Origin of the sequence: Cloacibacillus evryensis DSM 19522 (assembly GCF_000585335.1) — a bacterium.
GTDB classification, from domain to species: Bacteria; Synergistota; Synergistia; order Synergistales; family Synergistaceae; genus Cloacibacillus; species Cloacibacillus evryensis.
The window spans coordinates 2,390,379-2,407,405 of sequence record NZ_KK073872.1 but is presented as its reverse complement, the minus strand read 5'-3'; the positions used below and the strand labels follow the sequence as shown (position 1 = coordinate 2,407,405).

Annotated in this window: 16 protein-coding genes; 9 read left to right on the top strand and 7 right to left on the bottom strand. The window is 57.4% G+C overall.

Features of this window, described 5'->3' with window-relative positions:
* Positions 1 to 127 precede the first annotated feature (127 nt).
* From CLOEV_RS10825 to CLOEV_RS10800, 6 genes are read left to right on the top strand one after another with little or no spacing between them, the layout of a single operon-like run.
* Positions 128 to 949 carry a nitroreductase family protein gene (locus CLOEV_RS10825; RefSeq protein WP_008712814.1) on the top strand — a complete coding sequence of 274 codons (822 nt, stop codon included), beginning with the start codon at positions 128 to 130 and terminating at the stop codon, positions 947 to 949.
* Positions 940 to 2,853, top strand: a complete 1,914-nt coding sequence (locus CLOEV_RS10820) for a GTP-binding protein (protein ID WP_034443659.1) — start codon at positions 940 to 942, stop codon at positions 2,851 to 2,853. The genes CLOEV_RS10825 and CLOEV_RS10820 overlap by 10 nt, the downstream gene beginning before the upstream one ends.
* A gap of 19 nt (positions 2,854 to 2,872) precedes the next feature.
* Positions 2,873 to 3,298, top strand: a complete 426-nt coding sequence (locus CLOEV_RS10815; RefSeq protein ID WP_034443657.1) for an acyl-CoA thioesterase — start codon at positions 2,873 to 2,875, stop codon at positions 3,296 to 3,298.
* A 31-nt stretch (positions 3,299 to 3,329) separates the two neighbouring features.
* A complete protein-coding gene (locus tag CLOEV_RS10810; RefSeq protein ID WP_156938406.1) occupies positions 3,330 to 3,767 on the top strand; it encodes a hypothetical protein in 438 nt (145 codons plus the stop codon).
* Positions 3,768 to 3,779: 12 nt separating this feature from the next.
* On the top strand, positions 3,780 to 4,391 hold the full coding sequence (locus CLOEV_RS10805) for a hypothetical protein (RefSeq protein WP_008712810.1): 612 nt from the start codon (positions 3,780 to 3,782) through the stop codon (positions 4,389 to 4,391).
* 10 nt (positions 4,392 to 4,401) lie between these two features.
* Entirely contained in the window at positions 4,402 to 5,130 is a 729-nt protein-coding gene (locus tag CLOEV_RS10800) for a cysteine peptidase family C39 domain-containing protein (RefSeq protein ID WP_034443652.1), read from the top strand.
* A gap of 31 nt (positions 5,131 to 5,161) precedes the next feature.
* Here CLOEV_RS10800 and CLOEV_RS10795 read toward each other — a convergent pair whose 3' ends face one another.
* The 6 genes from CLOEV_RS10795 to CLOEV_RS10760 form a co-directional block, all read right to left on the bottom strand.
* Positions 5,162 to 7,177: a hypothetical protein gene (locus CLOEV_RS10795; RefSeq protein ID WP_034443648.1), complete on the bottom strand. Its 2,016-nt coding sequence runs from the start codon at positions 7,175 to 7,177 to the stop codon at positions 5,162 to 5,164.
* Positions 7,178 to 7,309: 132 nt separating this feature from the next.
* Complete coding sequence (grdA, locus tag CLOEV_RS10790; protein ID WP_084482340.1) at positions 7,310 to 7,786, bottom strand: glycine/sarcosine/betaine reductase complex selenoprotein A; 477 nt, start codon at positions 7,784 to 7,786, stop codon at positions 7,310 to 7,312.
* A gap of 61 nt (positions 7,787 to 7,847) precedes the next feature.
* Entirely contained in the window at positions 7,848 to 8,177 is a 330-nt protein-coding gene (locus tag CLOEV_RS10780; RefSeq protein WP_008712805.1) for a thioredoxin family protein, read from the bottom strand.
* Between the two features lie 100 nt (positions 8,178 to 8,277).
* Entirely contained in the window at positions 8,278 to 8,676 is a 399-nt protein-coding gene (locus CLOEV_RS16110) for a GrdX family protein (protein WP_008712804.1), read from the bottom strand.
* Positions 8,677 to 8,868: 192 nt separating this feature from the next.
* Positions 8,869 to 10,182 carry a glycine/betaine/sarcosine/D-proline family reductase selenoprotein B gene (locus CLOEV_RS10765; RefSeq protein WP_083829739.1) on the bottom strand — a complete coding sequence of 438 codons (1,314 nt, stop codon included), beginning with the start codon at positions 10,180 to 10,182 and terminating at the stop codon, positions 8,869 to 8,871.
* A gap of 13 nt (positions 10,183 to 10,195) precedes the next feature.
* Positions 10,196 to 11,485 (bottom strand): glycine/sarcosine/betaine reductase component B subunit, encoded by a 1,290-nt coding sequence (locus CLOEV_RS10760; protein WP_034443640.1) that lies wholly within the window; start codon positions 11,483 to 11,485, stop codon positions 10,196 to 10,198.
* 198 nt (positions 11,486 to 11,683) lie between these two features.
* On the opposite strand from CLOEV_RS10760, the gene CLOEV_RS10755 reads away from it, so the two are divergent.
* The 3 genes from CLOEV_RS10755 to CLOEV_RS10745 all read left to right on the top strand — a co-directional run bounded on the left by CLOEV_RS10755 (position 11,684) and on the right by CLOEV_RS10745 (position 16,606).
* Positions 11,684 to 12,850: a CdaR family transcriptional regulator gene (locus CLOEV_RS10755; RefSeq protein WP_008712799.1), complete on the top strand. Its 1,167-nt coding sequence runs from the start codon at positions 11,684 to 11,686 to the stop codon at positions 12,848 to 12,850.
* Positions 12,851 to 13,163: 313 nt separating this feature from the next.
* Complete coding sequence (gene leuS / locus CLOEV_RS10750) at positions 13,164 to 15,662, top strand: leucine--tRNA ligase (RefSeq protein WP_008712795.1); 2,499 nt, start codon at positions 13,164 to 13,166, stop codon at positions 15,660 to 15,662.
* On the top strand, positions 15,662 to 16,606 hold the full coding sequence (locus tag CLOEV_RS10745) for a DNA polymerase III subunit delta (protein ID WP_034443636.1): 945 nt from the start codon (positions 15,662 to 15,664) through the stop codon (positions 16,604 to 16,606). The genes leuS and CLOEV_RS10745 overlap by 1 nt, the downstream gene beginning before the upstream one ends.
* Before the next feature lie 108 nt (positions 16,607 to 16,714).
* Here CLOEV_RS10745 and rpsT read toward each other — a convergent pair whose 3' ends face one another.
* Entirely contained in the window at positions 16,715 to 16,981 is a 267-nt protein-coding gene (gene rpsT, locus CLOEV_RS10740) for a 30S ribosomal protein S20 (protein WP_008712790.1), read from the bottom strand.
* Positions 16,982 to 17,027: the final 46 nt, after the last annotated feature.

The window sequence follows — 17,027 nt, the reverse complement described above, 5'->3', positions numbered from 1 at the left end:
GATTATAGCTTAAAACGAAGGCAAGCGCTCCATGCTTTTGCGTGATCGGAGGATAAAAAATTGCCCCGTAGTGATAAAATTATCTAGTCTGTTATAGAGACGCTGATAATCAGGAGTGTGAAAGCCGATGAATGAACTTAAAGTTGATCGTGAAAGGTGTACAAAGTGCGGAACATGCCTGCGCATCTGTCCCGCGGGGATAATAAAGTTTGGCGGCGAAGGGTATCCTGAGATCGCAGCCAGACAGGGCGACCGTTGTATCCAGTGCGCACAGTGCGTCCTCTTCTGTCCGGCATGTGCTGATACGCTCTCTTTCATGGACCCCCAAAAGCTGGTGAAGAGCGCAGATATTGCGATGCCCTCCGCCGAGGAGGCGGAAAACCTGCTCAAGACGCGCCGCAGTATCCGTAAGTTCAAAGATGAGCGTATACCGCGCGGGAGCTTTGAGCGGATATTTGAGACGGTGCGGCAGGCGCCGACGGCTGTAAATTATCAGCCGGTGCGCTGGGTGGTTTCGGAAGACCCGGCGAAGACTAAGGAGATAACTAATCTCATCCTCTGCTGGTTCCGCGAGGAGATATTCAAAAACCCCACCGCTCCCGGATCGCTGCTGGGAGCCGCGATGATCGCAAAGGCCAAAAGCGGTGAAGACGCGCTGCTGCGGGGCGCTCCGCATGTCGCGGTGGCGGTGGTGCCGAAGGATCACCGTTGGCCCGAGGACGGAGCGATCGCCCTTACCTACCTTGAATTGGCGGCTCATGGGCTGGGGATCGGCTGCTGCTGGGGCGGCTATCTGACGACGGCGATCAGGAATTTCGCGCCGCTGCGGGAATACCTCGGGATCGGCGAGGACGAACATATATGCGGCGCCCAGATGATGGGCTGGCCCCAGATCCTGCCTCTGCGCCAGTATCCACCGCGCCGGGAAGCAAAGATACATTGGCTGTAGGCGAAACACGCCCGCTGACGATCGGCATCCTGGCCCATGTCGACGGCGGAAAGACGACGCTGACGGAGCAGATGCTCTTCCGGGCCGGCGCCGTCCGTTCGCTGGGGCGTGTGGATGACGGCAGCGCCCATACCGATTTTATGGATTTTGAACGCCGGCGCGGCATCTCGGTCCGCGCCGCCTCCGCTCTGCTTGAGTGGAGGGAAAGAAAGATATATATCATCGACACCCCGGGGCACAGCGACTTTTCCTCCGAGGTGCAGCGCGCCGTCCGCGCGATGGATCTCGCCGTGATCGTCGTCTCCGCGGTCGAGGGCGTTCAGTCGCAGACCGAGTTGATCTGGCATTCTATAGACAAGATGGGGATACCGGCGCTTTTCTTCATAAACAAGACGGACCGCGTCGGGGCCGACGCCGGTTCGGTAACGGCGGAGATAGGGGAGCTGACCGGGACCGCCCCGCGTCCGCTGGAACTGGGAGACAAAGAAGCGCTTGCCGAAACGCTCGCCGAATATGACGACGAGGCGCTGGAAAAATTTTTTGAGGGAGGAGGCGAAGCCTTCAGTTGCGAAGAGCTTGGCGTACTCCTGCGGGATTCTTTCTATTCAAGAAAGCTCGTCCCCGTCCTCAGCGGAGCCGCCCTGAAGGGCGAGGGGGTCGAGCCCCTGCTTGATCTCCTCGCGTGGCTGGCGAAGAGGCCTGCTCCGGAGGGACCGCTCTCAGGAGTCGTCTTTAAAGTGGAGCATAATCCCTCGCTGGGGAGGGTGGCTCATATCCGCCTCTTCTCGGGGACGCTGAAAAACCGGGATATCGTGCGCAACGCCACCGCGGACCGCGACGAGAAGGTGACGCAGATACGCGAGGTGCTCGGCTCAAAGGAAAGGGACAGAGGCTGTCTCAGCGCCGGAGAGGTGGGCGCGGTCTACGGCATGACGGGAACCGTCAGCGGCGACATTATCGGCGACGCCTCGTACGTGCCCCCATTTGCGGAGATCGCGGCGCCGGCACTGCGGGTCAGGGTAACGCTCGCCGACCAACAGCAGTATCCCGCGCTGTCGGCCGCGCTTGCCGAGCTGGCGGCCGAGGACCCGCTGCTCGACGTGATCTGGGAGAGGGAATCCCGTGAGATGCTCGTGCGCGTTGCGGGGCTGATCCAGATAGAGATACTTCAAACGCTGCTCAAAGACCGCTTTGGCCTTGAGGCGGCGATCGGCGAACCGATGGTGATCTATAAGGAGCGCCCGTGCAAACGCGCGCACGGCTATGTTGAATACACCATGCCCAAGCCCTGCTGGGCGGTGATGGATTTTGAGATAGAGCCGCTGCCGGTCGGTTCCGGCGTCGTCTTTGAGAGCGTCGTCCCCAACGATAAAATATATACGCGGTACCAGGCGCAGGTGAGACAGACTATTCCCGAGGCGCTGCGGCAGGGGCCGAAGGGCTGGGAGGTCACGGATATAAGGATAAGGCTCGTCGGCGGCGAACATCATACGGTGCACACACATCCTCTCGACTTTATGTTGGCGACGCCGATGGGGATAATGGACGGACTTGTCGCCGGCGGCACGGAACTTTTAGAGCCGATTCAGAAATTCCGCCTCACTTTTCCTGAGGAGCTGAGCGGCAAACTGATCGGTGAAATAATCGCGATGCGCGGTACTTTTGACAGCCCCGTGGTGCGCAGGGGCGTTTTTATGATGGAGGGGCTCCTGCCGCTGGCCGCCAGCATGGACTTCCCGCTGCGCATAGCCTCGCTCACCGGCGGACGCGGCGCTCTTTCAACCGTAAGCGCCGGTTATGCCCCCTGCCCGCCGGGCGAGGGGGTTGAGGTGCCCTATCGCGGGGTGTCCCCCCTGGACCGCGCCAAATATATTTTGTATAAGCGCGGCGCGCTTGGCGCATAAATAGAGAGGAGAATGACAGATGGCAGAGAGATACACCCTTGCCGCGAAGATTAGGGTGCGCTACAGTGAGACGGATCAGATGAAGATAGTTTACAATGCCAATTACCTGGACTGGTTCGAGGTGACACGCACCGAGCTCTGCCGCGGCTGGGGCAGGCCCTATACCGAATGGGAGGAAAACGGACTCATGCTTCCCGTGGTGGAGGCATACTGCCGCTATAAACATCCCGCCTGCTACGATGACGAGATAGAGCTTTGGGGGCGTGTTTCCGACCTTAAGGTCCACAGCATAAAATTTGAATACCGGGTCGTACGCGCCGCCGACAGCAAACTGCTCACAGAGGGGTGGACAAGGCATGGCTGCACCGACCGCAGCGGCAAGCTGTTCAAGAAAGAGCATCCCTTCTATTTGTGGGTCCTTTCTATAATTGGAGATGACGCCTGACAAGCCTCGTGTAAAAATAGGCTTTATGTTGGTGGAACTGCTTGCGGTGCTGACGATCATCGGGAGCGCCGCCGGCATCTCCGTTATGGCATTTTCGGATTCCATCGCAAGAGAACGGCGCATGGTCCGTAACGAGGCGCAGGATTTTTCTCTCTGGATAAAACACCGGATGGCGCTGGCGGCGCGTGAGAGCGTGGAATTTCGCGTTATGCTCACTCAAGGTAAGGATCGTAATTATGAGATGACGCTGATCTGGTTTGGCGGAATGAAAAGTTTGCAGCATGAGGTCTTTACTTTCGGGGACGCGGCGCTGGCCTATGAGGGCGTCGGCGAATTAATTTTTTCCGGACGTTGGTTTACCATGACCCCAGCGGCCACTTTTATAGTAAAATCAAAGAAGAGTCCGGAGGTCAGGTTTTTTGTGACGATTTCCGGCGTCGGATATGTGGACATAAAAGAAAGATTATAGGAGCGGTCTGTCGTGGATAAAAAATCATGGCATCAAGAAATAGATTTTCATTGCAGCTTTGGCGTCTGGCCTTTCAAGAAAACCCTTGACATCACCCCGGCCGGTTTTTTGTACTGCGGCGAACTGTTCCCCCTCAAGACGATAACGCGGCTTCGCTGGGGCGTGGACCAGAGGCGGGGCGGCCCCCTTCCCAAGGTGAGGTACCTGGCTACCTTCGGTACAGAGACCCGCGAATTTACGATCAAGACCAAACAAAACGATTTCTATGAGCACCTCACACAGCGCTTCTGGCGCTCCGTGGGGAAACGCCTGATGGCGGAGATGCTTGAAGGACTGCGTAAGGGGAGAGCGTACCGGTTCGGCGACTTTGAGGTGGGCGACGAGGGCGTCACAGTAACGCAGAAAGGGCTCTTCAAAGGCTCTCAGTCGGAGTTTTACGAATGGAAGCGCCTTAAATGGGGCATCGTGAACGGCAATCTCGTATTTACTCCCGCCGAAGCCACCGACCGGCTGCTTACGAGCGCCTCGTTCCTGTGGGTGGACAACACTCACATCCTGAGCGTCGCGCTGGCGCTGTTTCAGAAACGGGAACAGCTCGGCCGGCTGAGCTCGATCGCAGACTGAGGCTTTGGCTATGCGCAGCCGTGTAAGACGCGTCCCGCGTCCCGACTGGATAATCCCTCATCCGGAGAGCGCAGCGGGATATGCCGGTATTTCGGACGTTAAGGATTCGCCCTATTTTAAAGCTCCCGATTTTTATTCAATGAAGAGCAACGACAAAGGGCTGACGATGCTCACCAACTATCCGACCTACCAGCAGACCACATGCTACAGCTGCGGCCCCGCGGCGGCGCTGACGGTCCTTTGGTACTTTGGCGTCACTTGCTATGACGAACCGGAGCTGATGCGGCGAATGGGCACCAGCGGCGTCCCCAACGAAAGGGGCGAGGGCGGCACCTGTACGGCTGGTATCTGCCGTTTTTTTGAAGAGATAGGCTGGAAGGTGTGCTCAAGCCTGCGCGAATGCCGCGGCGGGGAAAATATCTTTAAAAACGCAGCCGAGTTCCGTGATTTTATCGTCGGCAAGCTGCGTTCCGGGCTGCCGGTAATGGTGGAGAATATGCGCTTCGGCGGGCACTGGCGCGTAATAATCGGTTACGACACCATGGGCACGCCAACGACCGCCGACGACGTCCTGATCCTTATGGACAGCGACGACGTCTGCGACCACTGCCAGGATGGCTATTCGGTCGTCTCCGCCGAGGAGTTCTTTCACACATGGCGCGACATCGGCGCCCTGCCTGTCGACCAGCGTGTGCAGCAGTATATTGTCGCCTGCCCGCCTGAATACGGGGATCAATAACGACGTTCCGGTCATTAGTATCGGCGGCTGGCTAAAGCTGTTTCTTTTTCAGATATATCCTGTAGTCGTCCTTCTCCGAAATTATTTCAAACCTTGCTCCGAGCGCTCCCGGGTCGTGCCACAGGCCGTCCAGAGGGGTCACTACGATCGCGGCGGTCCGAAGTTCGTCCGCCAGGTAGTCCGCATCGCCGCCCCTGACCTCGCCGCTGAAAATGCGCCGCAGCTCCCCGTAGCGTTTTTTCAGCTTGTCGTCGTTGTAAAATTCCGAATAGCACTTCGCGAATATCAGATCTGACAGCGGCGTGCCGCGGTCGGCGTAGAGCAACTGGAAAAAGTTTGTGCTGTAATTATCGTCGGTCTTTACGGTCAGGACCTCGAAAAAACCGTCCGGATTCGTGAGCGCCAGATCGTCGGGGCGCGTATGGGCTTTGACCTCGTCCCAGGCGGCGATGGCTCCTTTGCAGACGCGGTGTATCTCCGGGGCGGTGCGCTGTCGTGAAAGGATCAGCGAGACCGTCTCCGGCATAAATACGACAAACGACGCGGCGGTGACGCCGAGGACGAAAACGGCGGCGGCCCGCGCCGGTAATTTTACGCGCGCGGAGATATTTTCCCATGAACGCTCAAGAAGGACGGCGGTAAAAATGTACAGGATCAGCTCCGACGCGGTAGTCGTCCGCCAGCCGTAATCGTTGGTATAGAATGACGAATGAATAAAGGCCGCGGAGAGCAGCGGCGCGAGGCAGAGGAGTTTCAGGAAGAACGCCGCCAGACGGTCCGATTTTTTGAATGACAGCGCGCCTAAAGCTACGGCCATGCCGCCGACGTAAATGACGCCCAGACGTACCGGCAGCGTGACGAGGAAAAGGTGGAGCGTCCCATAGACAAACTGCCGCAGCCCGCCGGATTCGTAAGCGGGGTATACGCCGAAGAGCAGGGGAGTTTCCGCCGGACTGTTGTTAAAAAGATAGAGCAGGTAGGAGACGCTCATGATCAGCGTGATCGCCGCGGCCGCGGCGACGGAGGGGGCCGCCTTCAGAAGGGACTCCCTCAGCGCGGCGGAGAAGGGCAGGCAGACGAGCAGCGATATGAAAAAAAGCGCGAAGGCGAAGATACCTGCGTAGACGGAGGTGTAAAATGAGGCCGCCGCCAGCACGGAGGCTAACATGACCAACCGGGGCCGCATCCGGCCCTGCTGAATGATCAGCGCGGCGAGATAAACGACAATGACGACCAGCGAGGCGGAGAAGATATGCTGAGGGACCCATATACAGTTGTCGATAAGTCCCCAGAAGCCCGGATAATTTTCCGTCGCGATGAGAGGCAGAAGCCAGGGGAACGTATTGTCTTTGTTCGCCATGTCTATGGGGAAGAGGATCAGAAACAAAAACAGCGTCCACAGCACGGATCTCTTCGCGCCGGAGAGCTTGTAGGCGAAGGCGCCCATCAGCAGGATGGCCGTTAAGGTGGTGAAGGCCGTGAGCGCCGCGTCGGCGGTAAATCCGGATATCCCAAAGAGGATGCCGAGCTGTGCGGCTAATGCGTGCCATCCGTAATAGTACGTCAACAAGACCGGCGTCCCGTCGTCGGCGAGAAAGGGGCTCAGCGGCGGGAGTCCGTTTCGCGCGATCGAATCGACGATGCCGGCCTTCACATGGTCGTATATGGGCGCGGAAAAATAGACGCCGCCGCCTGAATCCAGAGGAATGAGCGGATATGTCGTAACAAGCGCCGCCGCGAGTATGAGCAGCAGGACGGAACATTCGCCTTTCGTAAGGGCGCCCTTTATGCCGATATCGCGGTGAAAACGGCAAAGGTAAATTATGAGGGCGGCTGAACAAAGGAGTAAGAGAGGCTTGCCGTATGAAAACGTTATTCCCAGGAAAAGCGTGGTTCCCAGCCAGAAGGCGGCGCCGATCGCGGGCGAGAGCATCAGATAAAATAACGGCTCCTCGCCGCGCAGTCCGCAGCGCTCAATGAGCACCCTGCCAAGAGCCGAGAATATTGCGGTCAGTAGTATCGTTAGCACGATGACATGGAAAAACATCAGGCGGTCTCCTTCCTTGGAAAACACAAGCCGTAATGAGCCTATTTTAGCATTTATTTTCAAGCGCGGTAAAAAAGACGGGGCCCTCCCCCGAAGGAAAGGACCCCATGTCTTTTTGTTGTCTTGGCTTAATTACAGCTGTGCTTTGCTGTACTCATCACGCATGCCTTTGACGGCGGCGGCGAGCGCTTCGGGATCGAGGACCATCTCCATCATGGAAATCTGCTCTTCCCACTGCGCGGGATCGCACTCCGCGCGGATCGTTTCATCAAAGATGTGATATACGGGAAGTCCCAACGGGACTCCAGCAAGCGGGCCTGCGAAGGTCGGGTCGCCGTTCGTGACGGTTTCGGCGTAGATCTCTGCGCCTTCCGCGTCTGAAGAACCTAATACTACTACACAGTTCTCGGCTCCGAATTTCTCAGCGGCGTCTTTAATACGCTGCTGATTCTGCAAGTCCATTGCTCCTGCCGCGGTTCAGACAAAGCATTCTGTCGCTGAGAATACTATCTCGGCTCCAGAATCCTTAAGGCACGCTTCCATCGCGGGCCCAGGTACGCCGTCTCTTTCACCAAGCAGGAGAAGTTTCTTACCACTTAATTTGCCCATGGACAAGATACCTCCTATTTGTGTTTTATGCTAAATTGGGCGAATGTGCCCAACTCTCGCCTTACTTAATAAGGTTTTCGATCTCCGCTCTGATCGACTCTGGGGTGCACTCTTCTTTTGAAAGACGCTTTACCTCGACTCCGTCCTTCCAGAAAAGGAAAGTGGGAAGGCCCATTACGCGGAAGCCCATCGCCACTCTCTTGTTTGTCGAGCAGTCGACGGAGGTGAACTTTACCTTGCCCTTAAACTTCTCATCCTCTTCCATCTCGTGATAGTGGGGCATAAGGCCCATGCATGGGACGCACTGGGGACCCCAGAAGTCCACCACTACGGGAATTGACTTCTCTTCGCGTACTTCGGCGTCACAGTTTTCTTTTGTAAGTGCAATCATTGTATTCTGCCTCCTGTTTATATTTTAAAAGTCACAACTTTTAATTTCTATTTCTTATCTTATCATCTGCCGGTCAGAAAGTCGACCTTAAAAATGGTAATTAATTTTCTTTTTCAGCTTCTATTAACATAGTGTCGCGCAACATACGCTGGAGCATCTGACGGTCTATCACGCCGAAATCCTCTCCCGGCTCCGGCAGATTGTGGTTCTCCCGCTCCATCCTGTACCGCTCTCTCGCCTTATCGATCGCGATCAGGCCGTCCTTGTCATATTGACGGTCGTTCTTCTCGATCACGAGCGACCTGTACGGGCCGCGCATTATCGGGACGTTCGGAGGAAGCGGAGCCGAAACCAGTTTCCACCCCTGCTGAAGCAGCTCTTCCGCTTTGTCGAGGACCTCCAGCGGCGTACCGTCAACCGGGATTATCTCATGGGGCACAGCCGGGCCTTTTTCTATCCAGCCGTTGTTCGTAACGATACGTAACTCTTTTGTCGCCATCTGCCTGTCACCCAATCTCCTCAGCCCGCGCCGTTTTGTATAATATGATATTCTACAGCAAAAAGCAAAGGCTGTTTTTGTGCATTTTTATAAAAATAATAAGGGAAACACGGATTTAGTAAGTTTTTTTGTTCGGGTAAATATTTCTAAAAGGGGGGCGGCGCTTGATGCCGCCCCCTGTGCCGCTTTTTTCTAGTTCTTTTCGAAGATCGTCTGTTCTTCGATCGGGGTCGTCATCGCTTTGAAGGCGCGCATGAGCAGCTCTCTGCGCGCGGCCTTGTCGACTTCGGGGCCCAGTTCGGGATTTCCGACGGGATGGGGGATCGCCACGCCGGGGACTATTCTGTTTGTTCCGACTGTGAGCATGATGGGAACGATCGTCGCTATCTGAACGACGGGGATTCCGGCCGCGTTTTCAATTTCTCTTGTCATCGATGCGCCGCACCGAGTACAAGTTCCTCAGGTGGAGGTGAGGATCACGGCGTCAACTCCAGCTTCTTTCAGCTTCGCGCCGATCTCCTGGCCAAACTTTTCTCCGAAGGCGACGGCCGTGCCGGTTCCGGTCGTGGTGTAGAACTTATTGTGAAGCTTGCCGAAAACGCCCTCTTTCTCAAGTTCGCGCATAACGTCGATCGGAACGACGACATCGGGGTCGACATTGGCCCACTGACGGTCGTAGCCGCCGTGGATCGACTCGTAGTTGTCGGGCGTCATGTCGAAGAGTTCGGAGATGTCATACTCGCCGAAGCTCTCCGCCGAGGAGACGCGGATGCGGTCGGGGTTGCCCTTGGGGACGATTCCGCCCGAAGTGACGAGCGCGATCGTCGCGTGCTTCAGATCCTTTATGGGAGCTGCCGGCGGGATCTTCTTGAAGGTCGGCATCTCATATTCCGTCTGGAACTCTTCGCCGCGGAGTTTCTTCAGGAGCATCTCTACCGCGCGCTCGGCTCCGCTCTTCTCGTGGAAGAAGGATTTGCGCATGCCGCGGTGGATGTAGCCCTCTTCTTTCGCGGGGCCCATCTTCTCGCCCTTCGCGAGCTTGAGGCCGAGCGCCGCCATTACAGGAAGGGCCTTGCCCATGCCGCGCGCCGAATCCGCGCAGGGGACGATGTAGGTCTTCTTGGAGTAAAGCTCCACTCCGGGGTTCTCGGGGTACATCGAAGTTACTGTGGGGACGCCGAGTTCAGCCGCGACCGTGGCCGCGATGTCGCCGCAGGCGAAGCCGTAGCGTCCGGCGTTGAAGGCGGGGCCGGCGATGAAGAGGTCGGGCTTTTGAGCCTTTATCAGCTCAAGGCACTTGGCGCGCGCCTCGTCAGTGTGTTCTCCGTAGTAGCCGTCGCCGCAGATGACGGTGGCGACTATCTCGGCTTCGCCGTTGAAGGCCGCGTTAAGGCCCATTCCGGGGCCGACTATGCCCTCGCGTACCTCGGGCTGGTGGTCGGCCTTCTCTTCTCCGCCGATCCCGGCGTAGAACTGGTTGATATAATGAACAACTCTTAAGGTCATTGTGATTACCTCCCTATACCCACTCGCAGCCGAGCTTGTTGTAGCCGATTTCAGCTGTGGAGGCGATGATGGACTGAAGCTCCACATACATTGAACCGTCGGGGCGCAGGCTCTCTTCCGCGCCGCCCGAGAGGACAGCGATCGACTCGGGGTAGCCGATGACCTTGTCCATCGCGGGAACTTCGATCATTTCGTTGACGTTGCCCGTGGAAATAAAGCCCGTCAGCTCCGGCGTGGCGTCGGCAAGGCTCTGGCTCGCGCCGTCCGTTCCGGCCGATTCGTCGGAGACGAGGACCGCTTTGATGCCCGCGTTCTCAAAGTTCTTCGCGTTGAGGCAAAGGTCGGTGTCGGGGTTGCCGTAGCCTTCCTCCGATACGATCACGCCGTCCGCGCCGAGCTGCTGCGCGATCGAGAGGTTCATCTGCGAGGCGCGGATCTTGCCGGCGAGCACGGTGCTCTCCTGTGTGGGGACCATGCCGAGGAAGTTTATCTCTTTGCCGTGGCGGGCATAGAGGGCCTGTACGATGGGGTTGTGGCAGTGGTGCCAGGTGGTGTTTTTGTCGCAGGCAGAGACGCAGTTTCCGGAGACCATCGCGCCGTCGAGGACTTCGTTCGGGTGAATGAGAGTCGGGAGCGAGGGGCGGAGGTCAGCCGCGTAGAGATAGGTGTCGTGCAGCAGTCCCTGGGTGATATTCATGCAGACGTAGATGACCTTCGGGAGATCAGGGTACTTCTGGCTCTCTTCAAAGGTGTCGCCCTTTTCGAATACCGCGACTTCGTCGGCCTTCGCGCCGTTCTCTTCCGCGCAGCGGGCAAGATAGACGCCGAGCTTCAGTCCGGCTTCGCGGAGAGAAGTCTCGTAGAGGTGCTTCTCAAGGTTTTCTGTGGGTTCGACCGAGAGGACGATGTTGTACGTCTCTGAGAAAGGTGAATAGGGGGCTGCGGGGCCGCTCATGTCGATGAAGCCCTCCTGGAAGGCGACGATCGGACCGCAGGTTATGACCGCAGCGCCGTCAAGGACGAGCGTCTCGCCGTTTCCGGCCTTCTCCATGGGAGCCATGAATCCGGGGAAATAGTTGCCCTTTCCGATCTTCACGCGGGGTTCGACCGCGTCTTTGACCGGAATGATGCGGGTCTTCTCGCCGGGACGGGCAAAGTCTATGCTCACCTTTGAGAAGTTTCTGTCCTCGGCGATGAGGGCTTCGGCTTCTTCTTTGTTGACATAGAGCACGCCGTTCTTTACGTGGGTTTTCTCTGCAAAATCAAGTCCCTTGATATGGACCTTATGCAACTCCAAACGCATTTTGCATTCCTCCTTATTTATTGATAAAACAAACATTTAATTCTTTTTGGAAGATTTCGGCGCTTCAGCCCCTTTGTCTCCCTATTCACATTCTATCCATATGCAAGGTAAAATACATCATTCCTAAGAACATAAAAATGATATATAATAAAAATAGAACTATGCTCTTGAATAAAAAAGTCCGGGAGTGGTTTTCCGATGTTTAAGAAGATGGCCCAGAATATCGCCGAAAGTACGAGCGAGGTTATCGGCCGCGGCGTTCTTGTTACCGACGAAAATGGCATCATTATTGGATGTAATGTCAAGAAAAGGGTCGGCACCTACCACGAACCGTCCATAAAGGTGATGCAGGAAAACAAGCCCTGCGTCACATACAGCGAGGAGGCGAAAAAAATGCCGGGCGTCTATCCCGGCTATACCCTGCCGATACAATTCTTCGACAAGGTCATCGGTTCCGTCTCGATAACCGGCATGCCGGAGGAGGTCGAGCGCTTCGGGCTGCTCGTGCAGAAGCAGGCGGAGATAATGCTGCGCGAACAGGCCTTCCTTGAATCAAACCTCATGCGCGAACGCGCCCTGCGCGACCTCGTCGAGAATGTCGCCTCCTACGACGCTTCGCAGGGGATGGGCGAGCTCATCACACTGCAGGGCAAAGAGCTCGGCGTCACGCTTACACGCTGCAAGGCTTCCGTCGTCGTCGAGATGAAAAGCTGGAAAGACGATTCCAGCGAGAACGCCTATCAGGTGATGGTGCGCGAGCTGCGCTCCGCCTTTTCACATCCGCGCAACGTCATCTGCCCGCAGAGAAACAGGCGCGTGACCATCTTCGTAACGCCGAACCGTCCCGGTACGAACGACGATATAACCCAGAATATAGAGGGAGTCGCCCGCGGTTTCATTGAGAGCCTCGAAAACAAGGGCATCACGGCCGACATCGCCGTCGGCTTTCCCGCGAACGACCTGAACGGCCTCGCTATCTCGCTGCGCTCGGCGCGTGACGCGATGCGCCTCGCGGGACAGCTCAAACTTTCGGGAGTGATATCGGCCCGCAACCTCACGAGCGAGGCGCTGCTCGACCTGCTCCCCGCCGGCAAGCGCGAAGAGTTCGCCGACCGGACGCTCGCCGGGCTGGAAGGGCGCAACGACTACGAAGAGATGCGCGACACCTTTCTCGGCTGGTGCGAATCGCCCTTCGCGAGCGGAGAAGTGGCCGAACGCCTCGCGATGCACAGAAACAGCCTGCAGTACCGCCTTAAAAAGATCCGCGCCCTCACCGGCAAAGACCCCTGGAACTTCAAGGACGCCTTTGAACTATGGGCGGCCTTTGTGCTGAAGAACATCAGCGGAGGGGAGAAGAAGCAATAACCGTTCCCTCGCGCTGCCCCGGTGAAGAGCCGCGTCTCCGAACGCAGGCCGTTTTTGTGGATGAATTGTAAAATCGTAGTTTATATTTTCCCGCAATCGCGTAAATCGGCGTTTAGACGTGCGAATAACGAAATAACCGAGGGCCTGCCAAGCGGAGGCGCACTAGTGTGCGGCGAGCATTGGCAGGCCCTCGGTTATGAAGTTAGTCGTGCGTATAAACGCCGATTTACCTGCGTTTGACCTCTCATAATCCAGTGTATATAATACCTTGATGTATAAATGAAAATTCTTCATCTAAGAAGGAGAGATATAGATGCCGTATGATTTTTCCGCCATTGAGCCAAAATGGCAGAAAGCGTGGGCCGACTCGAAGATATTTGAGGTAGAGGCCGACCCCAGCAAAGAGAAGTTTTACTGCCTTGAAATGTTCCCCTACCCGAGCGGCGCGCTCCACATGGGCCACCTGCGCAATTATTCGATAGGCGACCTGCTTGCCAGATTCCTGCGTATGCAAGGGCTCAACGTCCTTTACCCGATGGGCTTCGACGCCTTCGGCATGCCGGCGGAAAACGCGGCGATCAAGAATAAGACCGCTCCCTCTGACTGGACATGGAGCAACATCGAGCATATGACGCAGCAGCTTAAACGCTCCGGCTACAGCTACGACTGGCGCCGCCGCGTCGAGACCTGCAATGTGGACTATTATAGATGGAACCAGTGGCTGTTCCTTCAGTTCTATAAGAAGGGCCTTGTCTACCGCAAGCACGCGCCCGTCAACTGGTGTGAGAAGTGTCAGACGGTCCTCGCCAACGAGCAGGTCGTTGACGACGGCGTCTGCTGGCGCTGCGGCACGCCCGTCACGAAGCGCGACCTTGACCAGTGGTTCATCCGTATCACGGACTACGCGCAGGAGCTGGTCGACTGCCTTGACGACCTGAAGGGCTGGCCGGAGCGCGTCGTCACGATGCAGCGCAACTGGATCGGCCGCTCGGAGGGCGTACACTTTGAGATGGATATCGCCGATACGGACCTCAAGCTTGAAGCTTTCACGACGCGTATCGATACTATCTTCGGCGTCACCTTCGTGGCGATGGCCGCGGAGCACCCCTACGTCGAGGAATTTGCGAAGATGGCCGGCGGAGAGAAGGCCGATGAGATGCGCGCCTTCGCCAAGCGGATGGCCTCGCGCAGCACGATCGAACGCACCGCCGTCGGTACGGACAAGGAGGGGCTCGATACGGGGTTCTTCGCGATAAATCCCGTCACAGGCGAGAAGGCGCCGATCTGGATAGCCGACTATATCCTTACCGATTACGGCACGGGGGCGATCATGGGCGTTCCCGCGCACGACCAGCGCGACTTTGATTTTGCGCGCAAATATAATATCCCCGTCATTACAGTCGTCCGCCCTGTTGACGAACCTGCTCCCGACGGCGCGACGATGCCCGCGGCGGTAGCGGCGGACGGCGTTTCATGCAACTCCGGCTTCCTTGACGGCCTCCCGACGGAAGAGGCGATCGAGAGGGCCGCCGAGTGGTTCGTGGAGCACAATAAGGGCAAAAAAGAGGTGCAGTTCCGCCTCCGCGACTGGCTGATCTCGCGTCAGCGCTATTGGGGCACGCCGATACCGATGGTCTACTGTGATCACTGCGGCGTCGTTCCCGTCCCCGAGGAACAGCTCCCCGTCAAGCTGCCGCTTGACATCGAGATGCCGGCGAACGGCGGCAACCCGCTCGCGCTGCGTCCCGACTGGTATAATACGACCTGCCCGGTCTGCGGCGGCCCCGCGCGCCGCGAGACGGACACGATAGACACCTTCTTCTGTTCCTCATGGTATTTTGACCGCTATACGTCCCCGTGGTGCAAAGATAAGCCCTTTGACAAGGACGACGCTGCCTACTGGATGACTGTGGATCAGTACATCGGCGGCATCGAACACGCCTGCCTGCACCTGATCTACGCGCGTTTCTTCACGAAGGTGCTCTCCGACCTCGGCCTGCTTCCCGCCGATATGCGCGAACCGTTCAAGAGGCTCCTGACGCAGGGCATGGTCATCAAGGACGGCGCCAAGATGTCAAAGTCGATCGGCAACGTCGTCGACCCAGACGAGATAATAAAAAAGTATGGCGCGGATACCGCGCGCCTCTTCATTCTTTTCGCGGCCCCGCCGGAGAAAGACCTCGACTGGTCCGAGCGCGGAGTCGAAGGGGCGAACCGTTTCCTCGGACGCGTCTGGCGCCTTGTCGAGCAGAACCTCGAAGAACTTAAAAAGGCCTCCGCGGAGCGCGTGGCGATGGATTCTCTCACGCTGCAGGCGGAGCGCGATATGAAGCGCGTCATCCACAGCGCTCTGGACCGCGTGACGAAGGACATCCGCGACGAGCGTCAGTTCAACACCGCCGTCGCCCGCCTGATGGAGCTGACGAACGCGCTGATCTCCTTCGCGCCGGAGGATGCCAAGGGCTGGAGCATCAAGCGCGAGGGCGTGGAGACGCTGCTGTGCTGTCTCTCTCCCTTTGCGCCTCATATTACGGAAGAGCTCTGGCACCAGATGGGCAATGAAGACTTCCTCTCCGTCCGCAGGTGGTTCGAGGTAGACGGGTCAGCGCTTGTCGCGGACAGCGCCGCCGTCGTTCTGCAGATAAACGGCAAGGTGCGCGAACAGTTCACCGTGCCGGCCGGCCTCTCAAAGGAGGAGCTGCTCACCGAGGTGATGTCCCGCGAGGCGACCAAGAAGCGTCTCGAGGGCAAGGAGATCGTCAAGACGATATCCGTCCCCGGAAAACTCGTAAATATAGTGGTGAAGGGCTGATGCCGGCCCTCCTCCTGATCGCCGCCTCGGGGACAGCTCAAAGGCGCCTTCTCGAGGAGACCGCGGCTGAACTTGAAAAAAAAGGATATGCGGCCGCCGGGAGGCAGGAGGGCGGGGAGTGGCACTCCCTTCTCTCCGATAATATGACCGGCGGCCTTTTTGACGAAAACCGTTTTATCGTCGTCGAGGGGGCTCCGCTTATGGGCCCCTTCCCCGAAAAACTCTCCTTTATGATCGACCCCGCCTCGTCCGTTGTGCTCGTACTCGTTTATGAAAGCGAGGTAAAGTCGCAGCCGTCGAAGTTTATCCCCAAAGATATCCTCGCGAAATGCAGGCTGCTCCGGGCGGCGGAGTTTCCCCGCTGGCCGCGCGAACGCCAGATGTGGGTGGCCGGCCTAGCGAAGGAGCTCGGCGTGAACCTGGCGCCGCAGGGAGCTTCGATGATCGTCGAACTGCTTGAGGACCCGGAGGAGATCCGTGCTCAGCTGAAGAGCCTCGGCCTTCTGAAAAAGAAAACCCCCGTCGGCGCGGATGATGTGGAGCAGCTCTGTCTCGACGACGGGAGCCGGAACCTTTTGCGCCTGCTTGACGGCCTCTGTACCGGCGACTGTGCCGGAGTGCTGAAGAGCCTGCGGGCGATAGCGCGTACGGGGGATCTGATACCGACGCTGACGCCGATACACAATCGTATGAGACTGGCCTGGTACTCGGGGCTTGGCAAGGACGGACCGGCTTTCGCCCAGGCGCTCGGCGCGAAGGATTACGCCTGGCGCATGGCGAAGCAGGCCGATCAGAGGTACGGCCACGCGGCGGTCACCGACTTTATCGCCTCTCTGATAAGGATGAACATCGAGGAGAGAAGCGGGCTGGGCTCCGGCTGGCAGGGGTTGGAGACGGCGGTGATAACTCTGTTGAGCTCATCTCCCGCTGCGCGGAGCCGGTAGAGTGGACGATTAAATTCAAGTTTGCAGTTTAGGACGAACGAAAAACGGCGGATCTCCGCAGGGAGCTCCGCCGTTGTTTTCTAAATAATGAATATACAGACCCGTGTCTTAGGCTGAGAGAGCCTTGACTTTTGCAGACATGCTCGACTTGCGGCGGGCCGCTGTATTACGGTGGACGACGCCCTTAACTACCGCCTTATCCAGTACGCCCTGAGCCTCGTTCAGCCTCTTTGTCGCAAGATCAAGATCCTTGCTCGCTACCGCCTCGAGGAGTTTCTTAACCGCGTTCTTGCAGCGGGTTTTCCAGAAACGGTTGTAGATGCGGTTTCTCTCAGTGACCAGGACTCGTTTTTTTGCTGATTTCTTATTTGGCAATGCCGTCACCTCCTTCACAAAGACAGCGAACATCTTAGCACAAAAG

Excerpts from the sequence above, each read along its gene's own strand:
- CLOEV_RS10825 (WP_008712814.1), top strand. The coding sequence starts at position 128 with ATGAATGAACTTAAAGTTGATCGTGAAAGGTGTACAAAGTGCGGAACA.
- CLOEV_RS10815 (WP_034443657.1), top strand. The coding sequence starts at position 2,873 with ATGGCAGAGAGATACACCCTTGCCGCGAAGATTAGGGTGCGCTACAGT.
- CLOEV_RS10800 (WP_034443652.1), top strand. The coding sequence starts at position 4,402 with ATGCGCAGCCGTGTAAGACGCGTCCCGCGTCCCGACTGGATAATCCCT.
- CLOEV_RS10795 (WP_034443648.1), bottom strand. The coding sequence starts at position 7,177 with ATGTTTTTCCATGTCATCGTGCTAACGATACTACTGACCGCAATATTC.
- CLOEV_RS10780 (WP_008712805.1), bottom strand. The coding sequence starts at position 8,177 with ATGATTGCACTTACAAAAGAAAACTGTGACGCCGAAGTACGCGAAGAG.
- CLOEV_RS16110 (WP_008712804.1), bottom strand. The coding sequence starts at position 8,676 with ATGGCGACAAAAGAGTTACGTATCGTTACGAACAACGGCTGGATAGAA.
- CLOEV_RS10760 (WP_034443640.1), bottom strand. The coding sequence starts at position 11,485 with ATGCGTTTGGAGTTGCATAAGGTCCATATCAAGGGACTTGATTTTGCA.
- CLOEV_RS10755 (WP_008712799.1), top strand. The coding sequence starts at position 11,684 with ATGTTTAAGAAGATGGCCCAGAATATCGCCGAAAGTACGAGCGAGGTT.
- leuS (WP_008712795.1), top strand. The coding sequence starts at position 13,164 with ATGCCGTATGATTTTTCCGCCATTGAGCCAAAATGGCAGAAAGCGTGG.
- CLOEV_RS10745 (WP_034443636.1), top strand. The coding sequence starts at position 15,662 with ATGCCGGCCCTCCTCCTGATCGCCGCCTCGGGGACAGCTCAAAGGCGC.